Annotated in this window: 10 protein-coding genes; 4 read left to right on the forward strand and 6 right to left on the reverse strand. The window is 66.4% G+C overall.

The features are described from left to right. Positions 1-19 precede the first annotated feature (19 nt). Entirely contained in the window at positions 20-1,528 is a 1,509-nt protein-coding gene (gene thrC, locus B5G02_RS04925) for a threonine synthase (RefSeq protein ID WP_094335393.1), read from the reverse strand. Between the two features lie 98 nt (positions 1,529-1,626). On the opposite strand from thrC, the gene B5G02_RS04930 reads away from it, so the two are divergent. Together B5G02_RS04930 and B5G02_RS04935 are read left to right on the forward strand one after the other, a co-directional pair. Then, on the forward strand, positions 1,627-3,027 hold the full coding sequence (locus B5G02_RS04930) for an aspartate kinase (RefSeq protein WP_094335394.1): 1,401 nt from the start codon (positions 1,627-1,629) through the stop codon (positions 3,025-3,027). A 52-nt stretch (positions 3,028-3,079) separates the two neighbouring features. Further along, positions 3,080-4,105, forward strand: coding sequence for an aspartate-semialdehyde dehydrogenase (locus B5G02_RS04935; RefSeq protein WP_094335395.1), 1,026 nt, complete (start codon positions 3,080-3,082; stop codon positions 4,103-4,105). A 63-nt stretch (positions 4,106-4,168) separates the two neighbouring features. Here the strand turns inward: B5G02_RS04935 and B5G02_RS04940 are convergent, their stop codons facing one another. The 3 genes from B5G02_RS04940 to B5G02_RS04950 form a co-directional block, all read right to left on the reverse strand. Then, on the reverse strand, positions 4,169-4,861 hold the full coding sequence (locus B5G02_RS04940) for a helix-turn-helix domain-containing protein (protein ID WP_019239311.1): 693 nt from the start codon (positions 4,859-4,861) through the stop codon (positions 4,169-4,171). 281 nt (positions 4,862-5,142) lie between these two features. Continuing rightward, positions 5,143-8,994 (reverse strand): FtsX-like permease family protein, encoded by a 3,852-nt coding sequence (locus B5G02_RS04945; protein WP_094335396.1) that lies wholly within the window; start codon positions 8,992-8,994, stop codon positions 5,143-5,145. Positions 8,995-9,004: 10 nt separating this feature from the next. Continuing rightward, positions 9,005-9,706 (reverse strand): ABC transporter ATP-binding protein, encoded by a 702-nt coding sequence (locus B5G02_RS04950; protein WP_019239309.1) that lies wholly within the window; start codon positions 9,704-9,706, stop codon positions 9,005-9,007. 196 nt (positions 9,707-9,902) lie between these two features. Between B5G02_RS04950 and B5G02_RS04955 the strand changes: the two genes are divergently transcribed. Further along, positions 9,903-10,463, forward strand: coding sequence for a TetR/AcrR family transcriptional regulator (locus B5G02_RS04955; RefSeq protein ID WP_094335397.1), 561 nt, complete (start codon positions 9,903-9,905; stop codon positions 10,461-10,463). A gap of 378 nt (positions 10,464-10,841) precedes the next feature. Here the strand turns inward: B5G02_RS04955 and B5G02_RS04960 are convergent, their stop codons facing one another. Both B5G02_RS04960 and B5G02_RS04965 read right to left on the reverse strand, forming a co-directional pair. Then, positions 10,842-11,921 carry a 6-phosphofructokinase gene (locus B5G02_RS04960; protein ID WP_094335398.1) on the reverse strand — a complete coding sequence of 360 codons (1,080 nt, stop codon included), beginning with the start codon at positions 11,919-11,921 and terminating at the stop codon, positions 10,842-10,844. Between the two features lie 203 nt (positions 11,922-12,124). Then, complete coding sequence (locus B5G02_RS04965) at positions 12,125-13,090, reverse strand: helix-turn-helix transcriptional regulator (RefSeq protein WP_094335399.1); 966 nt, start codon at positions 13,088-13,090, stop codon at positions 12,125-12,127. A gap of 491 nt (positions 13,091-13,581) precedes the next feature. On the opposite strand from B5G02_RS04965, the gene B5G02_RS04970 reads away from it, so the two are divergent. Continuing rightward, positions 13,582-15,039 carry a basic amino acid/polyamine antiporter gene (locus tag B5G02_RS04970; RefSeq protein ID WP_094335400.1) on the forward strand — a complete coding sequence of 486 codons (1,458 nt, stop codon included), beginning with the start codon at positions 13,582-13,584 and terminating at the stop codon, positions 15,037-15,039. Positions 15,040-15,053: the final 14 nt, after the last annotated feature.

The following is a 15,053-nucleotide window of genomic DNA, read 5'->3' on the forward strand; positions in this document are numbered from 1 at the left end:
GAGCCGGGCGCCGCCGGGTCTACAGGTCGAGTGCTGCCCGCTCCACGAACGCGCCCATGTCGTCGACATCGACCACGTCGCCGTGCAGGATCGGTGCGCTCTGCAGGCTGGCGAGCTGCGCGGGCGGCATGGTGCCGGTCGCCTGGGCGAGCGTCTCCATGCAGGCGAAATCGTCTTCGGGAACCGCGAGGTCGAGCGCCTCGGCCACGGCGCGCGGGAACTTGTACGGGCTCGCCGTGGAGAGCAGCACGCGGGCGCGGGCGCCGGGCGCGGCGGGCGTGCGCTCGAGCACGTGGTAGCCGCAGGCGGTGTGCGGGTCGATGAGGTAGCCATGGCCCTCCCAGCAGGAGCGGATGGCGTCGCTCACCTCGGCCTCGCTCGCCCAGCCGCAGCCGAACACCTCCTGGATGCGCGCGAGCAGGTCTGCCGGCACCTCGTAGCGGCCGGTCTCGGCGAGCTCTGCCATGAGCGCGGCCACGAGCTCGCAGTCGCCGTCACTCAGGTAGTAGAGCATGCGCTCGAGGTTCGACGAGATGAGGATGTCCATGCTGGGCGAGGTCGTGGTGAAGAACGGGCGGTTGCGGTCATAGACGCCCGTGGTGAGGAAGTCGTAGAGCACGTTGTTCGCGTCGCTCGCCACGATGAGCTTCGCCACGGGCAGCCCCAGGAGCTTGGCGTAGTACCCGGCGAGCACGTCGCCGAAGTTGCCGGTGGGCACGCAGAACTCGACCTCGTCGCCCACCTCGATCGTGCCCGCGCGCAGCAGTTGCGCGTAGGCGGCGAAGTAGTAGACCACCTGCGGCACGAGGCGCCCCACGTTGATGGAGTTCGCGCTCGAAAGCGTCCAGCCCGCCGCGCCGAGGCGCTCCGCGAGCGCGCTATCGGCGAAGATGCGCTTCACGGCGCTCTGCGTGTCGTCGAAGTTTCCGCGCACGGCGCAGACGGCCACGTTGCCGCCCGCCTGCGTGGTCATCTGCAGCTCCTGCACGTGGCTCACCTTGCCGGCGGGGTAAAAGACGGTGATGCCGCAGCCGGGAGCGTCGGCGAAGCCGGCGAGCGCCGCTTTGCCCGTGTCGCCCGAGGTCGCGGTGACGATCATCACGCGCCCGTCGCCGTCCGCGTCGCCCGCGCGCGCCATGAGCCGCGGCAGCATCTGCAGGGCGACGTCCTTGAAGGCGCTCGTGGGGCCATGGAAGAGCTCGAGTACGGAGACGGGTGAGTCAATTGAACCCGTCCCCAATGACTCAAGCGGGACGAGGGGCGTGACCTCGGGGCTCGCGAAGGTGCCCTCGTAGGCCTCGCGTACGCACGCGGCGATCTCGTCCGATGTGTAATCAGGTAGTAACATTTGCAGCACAGCCTGGGCGATCTCGCTGTACGACATCTCGGCAAGGCGGCTGACCTCGAATTTCTCCGCTCCCAGGGCGTCGCAGACGAAGAGCCCGCCATCCGGTGCGAGGCCTTCGCGAATCGCCTCCTTCGAGGTGCGGGAAATGGCTCGCGAACGTGTACTATGATACAAACTCATGTGGAAGCTCCTCGTGTGCGCCGGAGTTCGAACCAAACCCATGGTATCAGAGCGCATCGCACGCGCGCAGGCGAGCCAGGAAAGGTAACCTCATCGATATGATTAAGATCGCCAAGTTCGGCGGCTCGTCGGTCGCCGATGCCAAGCACTTCAAGCAGATCAAGCGGATCGTCGAGGCCGACCCGTCGCGCCGGTTCATCGTGGTCTCGGCGTGCGGCCGCCGCTGGAAGAGCGACGCCAAGGTCACGGACCTGCTCTACCTCGTCTCGGCCCACATGCGCTACCACGTCTCGTGCGACGACCTGCTCGAGGACATCGGCAGCCGCTTCTTCGCCATCGCCGACGAGCTGGGGCTCAGCTACCCCATCCGCGAGGAGTACGCGACGTTCTGCGAGCGCGTGCACGCCGGCGAGCTCACGCAGGAGGAGCTCGTGAGCCGCGGCGAGTACTTCACCGGCCGCCTCATGGCCGAGTACCTCGACCTGCCCTTCCTCGACGCCGCCGACGTCGTGGCCTTCCACCACGACGGCACGCTCGCCATGGAGCGCACCGAGGCCCTCATCCAGGAGCGCGGCATCCCCGGCGGCTTCCTCATGCCCGGCTTCTACGGCGCCACGCGCGAGGGGCGCATCATGCTGCTCGATCGCGGCGGCGGCGACATCTCCGGCTCCATTCTGGCGAAATGCCTCGGCGCGGACCTCTACGAGAACTGGACGGACGTCTCGGGCTTCCTCTCCGCGGACCCGCGCATCGTGGACAACCCGCAGCCCATCGGCCGCATCACCTATTCCGAGCTGCGCGAGCTCTCGTACATGGGCGCGTCGGTGCTGCACGAGGAGGCCGTGTTCCCCGTCATGGAGGCGGGCATCCCCATCGCCATCAAGAACACGAACCGGCCGCAGGACCCCGGCACGATCATCTCCGACCGCGACGACTACGTCTCGGACGAGCCCATCATCACCGGCGTCACGGGCAAGCGCGACTTCGTGGCCGTGCACATCCTGAAGGACCACCTCACGAACGAGATCGGCTACTACCGCCGCGTGCTCTCGATCTTCGAGCGCTACCGCGTGAGCGTGGAGCACATCCCCTCGGGCATCGACTCGTTCGCCGTGGTCGTGCGCGGCGAGGACGTGAAGGATTCGCTGTGGTCGATCGTCGCGGACATCAAGCGCGAGGTCGAGCCGGATAAGATCAAGGTCGTGGACGACCTGGCGCTCGTGTCGACCGTCGGCCGCAACATGGTGGGGCGCCCCGGCGTGTCGGGATCGCTCTTCGCGGCACTCGGCCAGGAGGGCGTGTCCATCCGCATGATGTCGCAGGGCTCCGACGAGATCAACATCATCGTGGGCGTGCGCGACAGCGATTTCGAGCGTGCCATCCGCGCCATCTACCGGGCGTTTTCCGACGGCGACCACCTGCTCGAGCTCTCCGACCTGAAGCGTGCCGAGGAAGAGGCGCGCATCGAGACGGCGGGTCTGGCGCAGCGGGTCGAGTAGCCCCGAGGGGTTGTTTGGGGACGTGTTCGTTTCAACCCATTGAGGAGGAGCCATGAAGCAGTACACCATCGCCATCCTGGGCGCGACGGGGGCCGTGGGCACGCAGATGCTCCAGTGCCTGGAGGAGCAGGACGTTCCCGTGGGCGAGCTGCGCCTGCTCGCGAGTGCGCGCAGCGCCGGCAAGCTCATGACGTTCAAGGGCGAGGAGATCGCCATCCAGGAGGCGCGACCCGAGGCGTTCCAGGGCTGCGACTTCGTGCTCGGGGCGGCGGACGACGCCATCGCGCGCGAGCTTCTGCCGAAGGCCGTGGAAGCGGGCGCTGTCGTGATCGACAACAGCCATGCGTTCCGCCTCGATCCCGATGTGCCGCTCGTGGTGCCCGAGGTCAACGGTGCGGACGCCCTCGCGCACCACGGCATCATCGCCAACCCCAACTGCGCCACGATCATCGGCCTCGTGCCCACGTGGCCGCTGCACCTGGCGGCGGGCGTGACGCGCATGATCGTGTCGACGTACCAGGCCGCGAGCGGCACGGGCGCGCCGGGCATGGCGGAGCTCGAGGCGCAGATCCAAGCGATGGGGCGCGGCGAGGACATCCCTGAGCCGCACGCGTTTGCCGCGCAGCTCGTGAGCAACCTCATCCCGCAGATCGGCGGCTTCGACGGCGAGGGCTACACCTCGGAGGAGATGAAGCTGCAGAACGAGGGGCGCAAGATCATGCACCTGCCCGAGCTGCGCGTGAACTGCACCTGCGTGCGCGTGCCGGTGATGCGCTCGCATTCCGAGAGCATCACGCTCGAGTTCGAGCGCGACATCACGGTGGAGGAGGCGCGCGAGATCCTCGCTGTCGCGCCCGGCGTGAAGCTCGTGGACGATCGCGACGCCGCGAGCGCGCACGATCGCTTCCCCATGCCGCTCGACACGAGCGATCAGGACCTCATCTGGGTCGGTCGCCTGCGCCGCGACATCTCGAACCCCGAGCCCGCGCGCGGCATCACGTTCTGGTGCTGCGGCGACCAGATTCGCAAGGGCGCCGCGACGAACGCCGTGCAGATCCTGAAGCTGCTGCTCGCGTAAGCCCGCGGGTGGAGTGCGCCCGCGCCCGGCGCCGGTGATAAAAAGGTGACTGACACCAAATTATCAGTCGAGGATCTGCACCTCGTCTGCGTGCATGAGCTCGGAATGGATGTCTGGCGCGTCGTCCCAAAACGTGACCTTGACCTTCCAGCCCGACCGCAGCACGAGGGGTGGATCTTCCATAACCTGCCCGTCGGCGTCTCTGAACGTCGTGTCGTCATCGATGTAAATGACATAGAACACGCGCTCGTTCGAGACGCCCGACCACAGGGCATCGCTTTTGACGACGCCCTGTCTCCAAGCCGGAGCCGTTGAGACGATGGTTCCGGTGACATTGAGCCTGCTGCGCATGGCAGTGCGCGCCATTCCCGGCACAGCGAGGCACACGACGATGCCGAGCAGCAGACCCCCAGCGAAGATGAGCACCGTGTGCCGCGAGCCTTGTACCCAACGGATAGCGCGCTGGGCGAGCGAGGGCGGGCGGTCGTCGGGGCCGGCATCGTCGCACGCCTCGGCATCTTCGTCGCGGCCAGCCGTTTCGACCGTCTCGGTCTCCGGTGGCGAGACCAGGGAATCCAGGGTCACGTGGTAGAGGTTCGCGAGGGCGATGAGGTTGTCGGTATCGGGAACCGCCTCGCCGCGCTCCCATTTCGACACCGCCTGCCGGGTCACGCCGATCGCATCGGCGACGGCATCTTGGCTCATGCCGTGCTCGAACCTGAGGTCGGACAATCGCTGCGCTAAGGGACTGAGCATCGCACGCCTCCTCATCTGGTGCCACGCCGGCGCCGTGGGTTGGAAGGTTGCATTCATGCTAGGAGGCGGCACACGGTTGCGCCAGCGCTTTTAGGTGGAATGGTTCGGGAAGCTGCAGCTTTTGGCGCAACGTGCGGTTGCGGACACCGGTTGCGCCCGCGCCGCGCCCGTCGGTGATAAAAAGGTGACTGACACCATTTTATCACCGGTGGGTCGCTCTGGGCTCTTGGTGATAAAATGGTGACTGACACCAAATTATCACCGGCGCCGACCTCAGCGCGTCACTCTGGGCTCTTGAGGGCCTCCACCATGTTCACGCGGTCGAGCATGCGGTTCGTGATGCGGCTCACCACGAGCGCGAACACCACCGAGAACGCCGCCGCGAGCGCATAGCACCACGGCGCCACCTCGACGTCGAAGAAGATCGACGGCATCTTCAGGATGTACGTGAAGCTCTCGGACAGCGCCCAGCCGGCGGGCAGCCCCACGAGGATGCCGATGAGCGTGAGCACGAACGTCTCCTTGTTGATGTACGTGCGCACCTCGCCCACGCGGAAGCCGAGCACCTTGATGGTGGCGATCTCGCGCTCGCGCTCGCCGATGTTCACCGTGGAGAGCGTGAAGAGCACCACGAACGCGAGCCCCGCGGCCAACCCGATGATCACGTAGACCACCACGTTGATGAGGGTGAAGCTCTTCTCGAACTGCTGGTGCATCTTTGCCGTGCTCGTGATGGAGAGGAAGTCCTCGCTCGCCTCGAGTTCGTCGGCGAACTCCAGCTGCTCGGCGTTGTCGCCCGCGAGGTGCGCGAAGAACCCGGTGAGCTCGAGCGGCTTCCCGAACAGCTCCTCGTAGGCGTCTTGGGTCATGTAGACGGCATTGCCCAGGTAGTTGCGGGTGATGGCGTTGACGGGCGCATCCGCCTCGTCGAGTGCGGTCGTGGTGAGCTGCGCGGTATCGCCCTGCGCGAGGTCGAGCACCGTGGCGGCGTTGTTCGTGATGACCACGCCCGCCTCGTCGAGGTCGATGGGCTCGCCGGAAAGTGTCTCGAGGCTCACGTACGGGTCGATCGAGGCACCGCGCGGCACCACGTAGAGCTGCATGCTCTCCTTCGCGCCGTCGAACTCGACGGTGATGTTGTCGATGCCGAGCGCCTGGAGGTTGCGCACCTCGCCCGAATCCTCGAGGAGCGCCTGGCAGGTCTCGAAGTCGTCCGCCTGCGTGACCGCCATGAGGTCGTAGCGGTAGATGTTCTCGTACTGGCGCGGCGCGAGCGACTCGACGGTGTTCTTGATGGAGAACCCGCAGACGAGCAGCGCCGTGCAGCCCATGATGCCGAACACCGTCATGGCGAAGCGCTTCTTGTAGCGGAAGAGGTTGCGCGCCGTGACCTTGTTGAGGAACCCGAGGCGTCGCCAGAGCGGGCGGATGTGCTCCAGGAAGATGCGCGAACCGGCGCGCGGGGCACGCGGGCGCATGAGCGAGGCGGGCGTCTCGCGCAGGTCCGCACGGCAGGTGATGAACGTCGATCCGGCGATGCCGATCACGAACGCCGCGATGCCCAGCACCGCGTAGAACAGGTTGAACTGCAGGCTGAAGAGCGGCAGCAGGTACATGGCCTGGAAGATGTAGAACAAGATGTAGGGGATGAGCACGAACCCGAGGATGTCGCCCAGGATGCCGCCGATGAGCGCGGCCGTCGCGGTGTAGATGAGGTATTTCGACAGGATGCGCGCCTTCGAGTAGCCGAGCGCCTTGTACAGGCCGATGAGCGTGCGCTCCTCCTCGACCATGCGGGTGGCGGTGGTGAGGCTCACGAGGATCGCGACGATGTAGAAGATGACGGGGATGATGTTCGCGATGGTCTCGATGGACGAGGCGTCGGAGTCGACGCTCGAATAGCTGCCGAGGCCGGAGCGATTCTGCACGTACCAGGTGGCGGGCTCGACGGCGTCCACATCCGCGCGGGCGTCGGCGATCTGCGCGAGGGCGTCGTCGCGCTCCTCCTCGAAGGTCGCGCGCCCGTCGTCGAGCTCGGCTTGGCCATCAGCGAGCTGGGCGAGGGCGTCGTCGAGCTGTGCCTGCGCGTCGGCGAGCTGGGCGAGCGCGGAGGCGCGCTGCGCGATGAGCTCGCGCTGGCCGGCATCGAGCTGGGCGAGAGCACTGCGCGCCGTATCGAGGCCCTCTTGTGCTCGTGTTTCCTGGGCGGCGAGCTGCGCCAGGCCGTCGCGGATGCTCTGACGGGATCCCTCGATGCCGCCGGGGAGTTGGGATGCGATGGCTTGGAGCTGGGCGAAAGCCGCGTTAGCCTGCGCGGCGCCCGAGGCCGCGCGCCCCATGCCCTGCGCGAGCTGGTCGATGGCAGCGTCAGAGATGTTTTCGAGCGATGTGAGCGCTTGGTTGAGTTGATCCAGCTGCTCGGCGAGTTGATCGTAGGCGGCGAGCTGCGCGTTGAGCACGTCCTGCTCCTCGGCGAGCGCGCTTTCCTCGCTGGCGAGCAGGTTCTCCTCCTCGGTGAGTGCCCGCTGCTCTTCCGCGAGTTCGCCGCGTTCGGTTAGGAGATCGGCGCGTGCGGGATCGTCTTCCTCGAGCGAGGCCAAGGTATCATCGATCTGGGTGAGCCGCGCTGCGATCTGGGCGACGCGCGCATCGATTGCGCCCGTGCGCTCCTCGATGTCCTCTCGGCGTTCGGCCACCTGCGTGCGACGCTCAATCTGCGGGGCGAGACGCTGCTCAAGCATATCTTGATAACTCTGCGCGTCGGTGCGTAGTTGCTGCAATTTTCCCGTGGCGCCGTCACGGAAGGTCTTCACGGCGCTCGTGAACGCTTCTTCGAGCTCGATGGGTTCTTCCAGTCCGGAATATGAACACAAGTTGTTCCAGGCGTCGCGCACCGGCGAGAAGTCCATGCCAACGGTGTTTGCAATCTGTTCAAGACCATCAAGGAGCTCCGCACCTTGCGCTTGCGCCGTACTCACACCTGCTTGAGCAAGCTGGACGGCCTTCTCCGCCTGAGCGATGCCCGATTCAAGTGCGCCGATCTTGTCCAGCTGCTCCTCAAGCACTGCCCGCGTCTCCGCGATCGTTGCGAGACCGCTCTGCGCCTGCTCGATACCCGCCTGCGCTTCAGTACGTCCATCGTCGATCTGTGCTTGCGCGTCACCGAGCTCGGCAAGGGCGTTCGCACGCTGCTCGTCGAGTTCACGCTGGCCGTCTTGGGCTTCTGCCAGGCCGTCGTCGATCTCCGCCTGCGCGTCGTCGAGCTCGGATTCGGCGTCGGCGAGCTCGGCGAGGGCGTCCGCTTCCTGGTCGTCGATCTCGGCCATGGCCTCGTCTTTGATCGCCCGCGCCCGCGCGCGCTCGCGCTGCGGCGCCAGGTCCTCCACGTGCGCCTGCACCTCGTCCACGCGCGCATCGTACGCCTCGGAATAGGCCGGCAGGTCCTCCGCTCCGGAAACAGCGAGGTAGGCGATGGTGTACGTGGCGTCGTCCTGGACGGCGCGGTCGCTCACGAAGAACGTGTAGTCGCTCGACGTGCTCGCGCGGAATGCGACGGGGCCGTCCGGCTGCGTGATGTTCGCCGGGTCCACGACGGTGCCCACGATGGTGTACGTGTCGCCGGGAATCGCGCCGGCAGACGGCTCGTCGGAAAGCCCGGTGGGGTCGTCCTGCTCGGCGTCCTCGAACTCGAGCGTGTCCCCGATCTGCTTGCCGGAGTCCTTGAGGTACTTCTCCGTCACCGCGACCTCGTCCGCGGACTCGGGCAGGCGCCCCTCCACCACATACGGTTCGTTCATGCCGCTCGCGAGCAGCGCCTTCACGGTGATGGTGGCGCGCAGCCCGTCGACGAGGGTATACGTCGTCTCCTCGAACCCGCCCTCCGCCTGCGCGACGCCGTCCACCGCGGCGAGCTCGGCGATGTCCTCGTCCGTGAGGCCGTAGGTCGACTGCACGGAGATGTCGAAGAGGTGTTGGCTGCTGTAGAGGGCGCTCGCCGCCGCGCGCAGGTCGATGCAGGCCATGGAGAGGCCGGTGAGCATGGTCGCGCCGAGCGCGCAGATGACCACGATGGAGAGGAAGCGCTTCATGCTCCCGCGTATCGTGCGGACGATGTCCTTCGTGAAGGCCTTCATCGCGCTGCGCCTACCATTCGATCTGGGCGATGGGCGTCGGCGACGGGTTGAGCGACATGTCGGTCACGCGACCGCTCTTGAAGCGGATGAGGCGGTCGGCCATGGGCGCGAGCGCGGAGTTGTGCGTGATGATGATGACGGTGATGCCGTCGCGCCGGCACGTGTCCTGCAGGAGCTGGAGGATCTGCTTGCCGGTCTGGTAGTCGAGCGCGCCGGTGGGCTCGTCGCAGAGCAGGAGCTTCGGGTTCTTCGCGACGGCGCGGGCGATGGAGACGCGCTGCTGCTCGCCGCCGGAGAGCTGCGCGGGGAAGTTGGCGAGGCGCGCGGCGAGGCCGACCTTCTCGAGCGATTCGCGCGCGTCGAGGGCGTCCGGGCACACCTGTGCCGCGAGCTCGACGTTCTCGAGCGCGGTGAGGTTGGGGACGAGGTTGTAGAACTGGAACACGAAGCCCACGTCGGTGCGGCGGTACTCGACGAGCTCGCGCTCGGTGGCGTGCGTGATGTCGCGGCCGTCCACGAGCACCTCGCCCGAGGTGGCGGAATCCATGCCGCCGAGGATGTTGAGCGCCGTGGTCTTGCCCGCGCCCGACGCGCCCAGGATCACGGCCAGCTCGCCGCGCTCCACCTCGAAGCTCGCGCCGTCGAGCGCGTGGATGAGCGTCTCGCCGGATCCGTAGGCCTTGACAACGTCGTTGAACTCGATATATGCCATGCGATGCACCGATTCTAGATAGCCGAGAGCGCCGAGTGCCGCGCTGCGGAATCGCTCGACATCGTGTTGTCTAGTAGTATAGAGACGGTTGTGCTCGGGTTCGATATGCGCTCGACACCTGTTGACGAATTGTCGAATGAGGCGAGCGGGGCGCGGCGCGCGGTCGGCCGCCGCGCGGAAGCGAGGGGATGCATGCATGAAACGCCAGCCGCAGGTCACAGAGCAAACACGCGCCCATCTTATGCAGGCGTTCTGGGAGCTCTACCTGGAGAAGCCCATCGACAAGATCACCGTCCGCGAGATCACCGACCGCGCGGGCTACAACCGGGCGACGTTCTACCTGCACTACCGCGACGTGTACGACCTGTTCGAGCAGCTCGAGGACAGCATCCTCATGCAGATCCGACAGCTGGTGAACGACCGGCTTCTCGGCGAGGAGACGCTCGACTTCTCGAACCACATGGGCTTCATCGTGCAGCTCGCCGAGCGCTTCAACCGCTTCATGCCGCGCCTGCTGGCGGGCGACCCCTCGTTCGCCGAGCGCCTGAAGGCCATCATCACGCCGCTGCTCGACCGGTTCATCATCCCTGCGGACGAGCTGACGGACGACGAGCGCGATATCCTGCGCAATTTCTATGCAAGCGGCTTGCTGAGCGCCATAACGACCTGGATGCCGCGCCGCGATCGCATGCCCATCGACGAGTTCATTGCGCTCATCATGCAGGCGGTGGCGCCTCATCAGGCGGAGCGGGCGTAGCGCGGACGCACAGGTGGCCAAATATTCCTGTTTTGTGACATCGATCCTGGGAAAACGCGGGTGCGGTTCGTCCGTACGTGGGATAACCGTGCCCGATACCAGGGCGGTGAACGAACCGCACCCCTGATTTCCCAGATGAGCGGTCACAAAACTGGAAAAAATGGCCAGCGCGGGCACAGCGAGGGCTTTGGAGGCGGAAAAGCGGGGCTCGCAAGTGGGTCTTCGCGCGCAATATCACGCCGCGCACCGCCTCGTCGCGCCCGGCAATGAAAAACCGGCCATGGTGACCACGGCCGGTTTGAATAGCGCGAAAATTCAGGTGAGACTCTGGGGCGCGGGCGCAGGATCGGTGAGACAAATGAACCCGACCCCAATGACTCACTCGTCGCCGAAGCTGATGCCGAGCGCCTTCGCCTCGCGCACGAGGTCGCTCTTGGGGTCGACGTACTTGAGCTTGCCGGCGACATCGGCGAGCGGCACGCGCGTCATCTTGCGGTCGACCTGGGCGATCATGTAGCCGAACTCGCCCGCGAGGCAGCCGAGCGCCGCCTCGACGCCGCACTGCGTGGCGAAGATGCGATCCTGGGCGTCCGGGATGCCGCCGCGCTGCGTGTGCCCGGGGATGGCCACGCGCGTCTCGCGCCCGGTGCGCGCCTCGATCTCCTTGGCGATGTCGTACACGATGGACGGGCTCGTGCGCGCGGCGACCTTCTTCTTGTACTCCTTCTTGGAGAGAGCGGCGTCCTCCTTCGAGATGGCGCCCTCCGCGACGGCGAGGATGGTGAAGCGGCTGCCGGTCTGCATGCGCTTATCGATCGTCGCGATGACGTTGTCCATGCTGTACGGGATCTCGGGGATGAGGATGACGTCCGCGCCGCCGGCGACGCCCGCGTACAGCGGGATCCAGCCCACCTTGTGGCCCATGATCTCGATGACGAACACGCGGCCGTGGCTCGAGGCGGTGGTGTGGATGTCGTCGATGCACTTCGTGGCGATCTCGACGGCGCTCGTGAAGCCGAACGTCATCTCGGTGCCCCAGGTGTCGTTGTCGATGGTCTTGGGCAGGGCGATGACGTTCAGGCCCTCCTGCGAAAGGCGGTTGGCGGTCTTGGTGGAGCCGTTGCCGCCCAGCATGAAGAGGCAGTCCAGATGCAGCTGCTTGTAGGTCTTGATCATGGCGGGAACCTTCTCCACGCCGTCGGCCTCGGGCGTGTCGAGCAGCTTGAACGGGGTGCGGCTCGTGCCCAGGATGGTGCCGCCGCGCGTGAGGATGCCGCTGAAGTCGTGCGGGGTCATCTTGCGGTAGCGCCCGTAGATGAGGCCCTGGTAGCCGTCCTCGAACCCGTAGATCTCCAGCGATTCCTTGCTCTTATTGAAGAGCGTCTTCACGATACCGCGCATGGTCGCGTTGAGCGCCTGGCAGTCGCCGCCGCTCGTGAGCAATCCGATTCGAAGCATGGGTATCCCCTTTTCGCCGTCATGCAGAACTTGCGGCACCAGTGTACCGCTCTTGCCGCGGCGCGGTTTTGGGATGCGGGATGAAATGCTCCAATTTGCGCGGAGCGTGCCGGTGCGCGAGGGGGCGAACAGGATCCTGCGGAGGTGCGTCGGCCGATTTTGGCCAGGGGAGAGCGCCTGCCGCGCCCACCGACCGCGCAGCCCTACGCGTCCTTCCAGAACTCCCGGATGAGCGCCTTGCGGTTCTCGAGCCCGGTCTTCTGCAGGATGTTGTGCACGTGCACCTTCACCGTGCTCAGGGAAAGGTGCAGCTCGGAAGCGATGTTCTGGTTGTCCTTGCCGCGCAGCACCTCGCGCATGATCTCCTGCTCGCGCGGTGAGAGCTGGTAGCGGCGGCTGAAGTAGGGGAGGTTGTTCTCGATGAACTCCTCCTGCGGCGCGCTGCTCTTCACGGGTGGGTTCTCGAAGCGCAGCGAGAGCGCCTTGAACGCGCTGCGGCAGGCGACGACCATGCAGCACAGCACGAGCGCGTTCTCGCAGTAGTTGCGCTCGGGCGCCACGGCGCGCAGGTCCATGATGAACCCGCCCGCGCCCGGCACGAGGAAGTAGAGGGCGTCCTCCACGACCACGCCCACCCCGAGCACCCAGAGGAGCAGGTACAGGCCCGCGGAGCGCCGAAGCCGCGCGCGTTCGGATTCGTTTTTTTGCAGGAGGTAGCGCACGCCCGCATAGATGAGCATCCAGAACAGGAAGAGCGCCCGCATGGTGTAGAACGCGAAGCGCTCCAGGTTGTTCTCGGGCATGGCGACGAGCGCGGCGATGCTCAGGATGCAGAAGACGACGCAGGGCACGAGCTTCACCGCGCGCGGCACGCCGCCCAGGTACGCGCAGACGAGCAGCCAGAACGATGAGATGAACCCCACGCCGGAGACGAGCGTGGCCACGGAGCGCAGCGCGAGGTAGGTCCCGTTGTCGCGCCAGGCATGCCCCGCGGCGAGGATGTTGTCCTGGAACACCCAGGCGATGTCGAAGAAGTAGAAGAGGAAGCCCGCCGCGGCGATGAGCATGAGCTGCCTGCGCGAGACGAGGTAGGCCGAAAGGCAGGTGGCCGAGGTGAGGATCGACGAGAGGAGCATGAACAGCGTGAAGTGGAACACGATGAATTCCATGGATGCCTCCGAATCGATGCTCCGGGCGCGCCGCCTCGCGCCGTCTCGTCCCGCCGTGCCGCGCATCGCCGTCTCGCGGCAGCTCCGGTGCCCCCGCGTCACCCGCGATGCGACGCCCTCCATGGTACTCGACCGCGCCGTGGGCGCGCCGTGCTTCCCGGTGGACGGTCGCTGCCCGTCCTGCGCGCAGCCGTTCGCTTTACATCAACTACCTGCGGTTTATTGCGGGTTTAGGCCGCCGTTTCCAATCGGTAAACCCAAGTTACGCCCCACGGTACACCCCGCTTAGCCCTAGCCGCCGCCTCGCGTCCCTCCGAATATGGCATCAAGAGGCGGAGGGCGGCGGTACCGTGCCCGCTCATCGGGGCTCGCGCTTCCCCCGAGCGCCCATCCGCCTCTGAGCGCGTTGGTGAAATCCGGGTTGCGTCGGGCTGCGCGGCCGCCCAAGGGGGCGCGGCAACATGCGCGGCGACGCGGGAAGGAGTTGCGATATGGCGGAAACGACGGAGACGAGGCAGGAGGGGACGAAGGGCATCGGCCTCTTCGGCCTCATCGGCATGGTGGTGAGCTCGTGCATCGGCTCGGGCGCCTTCGCCATCTCGGGCCAGCTCGCGCAGGTGGCCGCCCCGGGCAGCGCGCTCGTGGCCTGGCTCATCGTGGGCCTCGGCTTCCTCATGCTCGCGCTCTCGCTCAACAACCTGGGCGCGAACCGCCCCGACCTACCGGGCATCTTCTCCTACGCGCAGGAGGGCTTCGGCCCCTTCGCGGGGTTCGTCTCGGGCTGGGGCTACTGGCTCTCGGCGTGGCTCGGCAACGTGGCCTTCGCCACGATGATGATGTCCACGGTGGGCTACTTCTTCCCGGAGTTCCTCCCGGGCAACACCGTGCCGTGCATCGCCATCGCGTCGGTGGTGATGTGGCTGCTCACCATCTTCGTCATCCGCGGCGTGGAGAGCGCGTCGTTTCTAAACGCCATCGTCATGGTGTGCAAGGTCGTGTCGCTCGCGGTCTTCATCCTGTTCAGCCTGTTCTTGTTCAATGCCGGCATCTTCACCGCGGACTTCTGGGGCGCCGTGTATAACAACGCCGTCGCCGCCGGCACCGCCGGTCCGGACGCCGCGCCGCTCGGCGATGTGATCCAGCAGATCGTGAACTGCTTCATCATCATGTTCTGGGTGTTCGTGGGCATCGAGGGCGCCACCGTCATGTCGTCGCGCGCCGCCCGCAAGCGCGACGTGGGCAAGGCCACGGTCATCGGCCTCGCGTGCCTGCTCGCCATCTACATCGGCTGCTCGGTGCTGCCCTACGGCTACATGAGCTACACCGAGATCGCCACGCTCGACTACCCCGCCATGGTCTACATCTTCGAGGACATGGCGCCCGGCTGGGGCGGCGCGTTCATCTCCATCGCCATCATCGTCTCCATCCTGGGCTCGTGGCTCTCGTTCACGATGCTGCCGGCCGAGACCACCTCGGAGATGGCGGAGGCGAAGCTCCTGCCCGCATCGTGGGGCAAGCTCAACGCCAAGAACGCCCCGCAGCTGAGCCTCGTCGTGGTGGGCGCGTGCACGCAGGCTTTCCTCATCGTGCTGCTCGTGAGCGAGGACGCCTACGACTTCGCGTACTCCATGTGCACGGTGGCCATCGTCATCACCTGGGCGCTCGCGGCCGCCTATCAGGTCAAGTGGGCACTCCAGAACAAGCGGCCGGCACAGCTCGTCATCGGTGCCATCGCCACGGCCTTCCTGGTGGTGGGCGTGCTCTTCAACGGTTGGTCCTACTTGCTGCTCACCTGCGTGGGCTACATCCCGGGCTTCGTGGTGTACGTGCAGGGGCGCCGCTCCGAGGGGCTCGCGCTGGGAGGCGCGGACAAGGCGGGCATCGTGGTCATCACCCTGCTGGGCGTGCTGGCGCTCGTGCTGCTCGCCATGGGCATCATCACACTGTAATACGAGGAGGAACG

Origin of the sequence: [Collinsella] massiliensis, assembly GCF_002161605.1 — a bacterium.
Lineage (GTDB): Bacteria > Actinomycetota > Coriobacteriia > Coriobacteriales > Coriobacteriaceae > Enorma.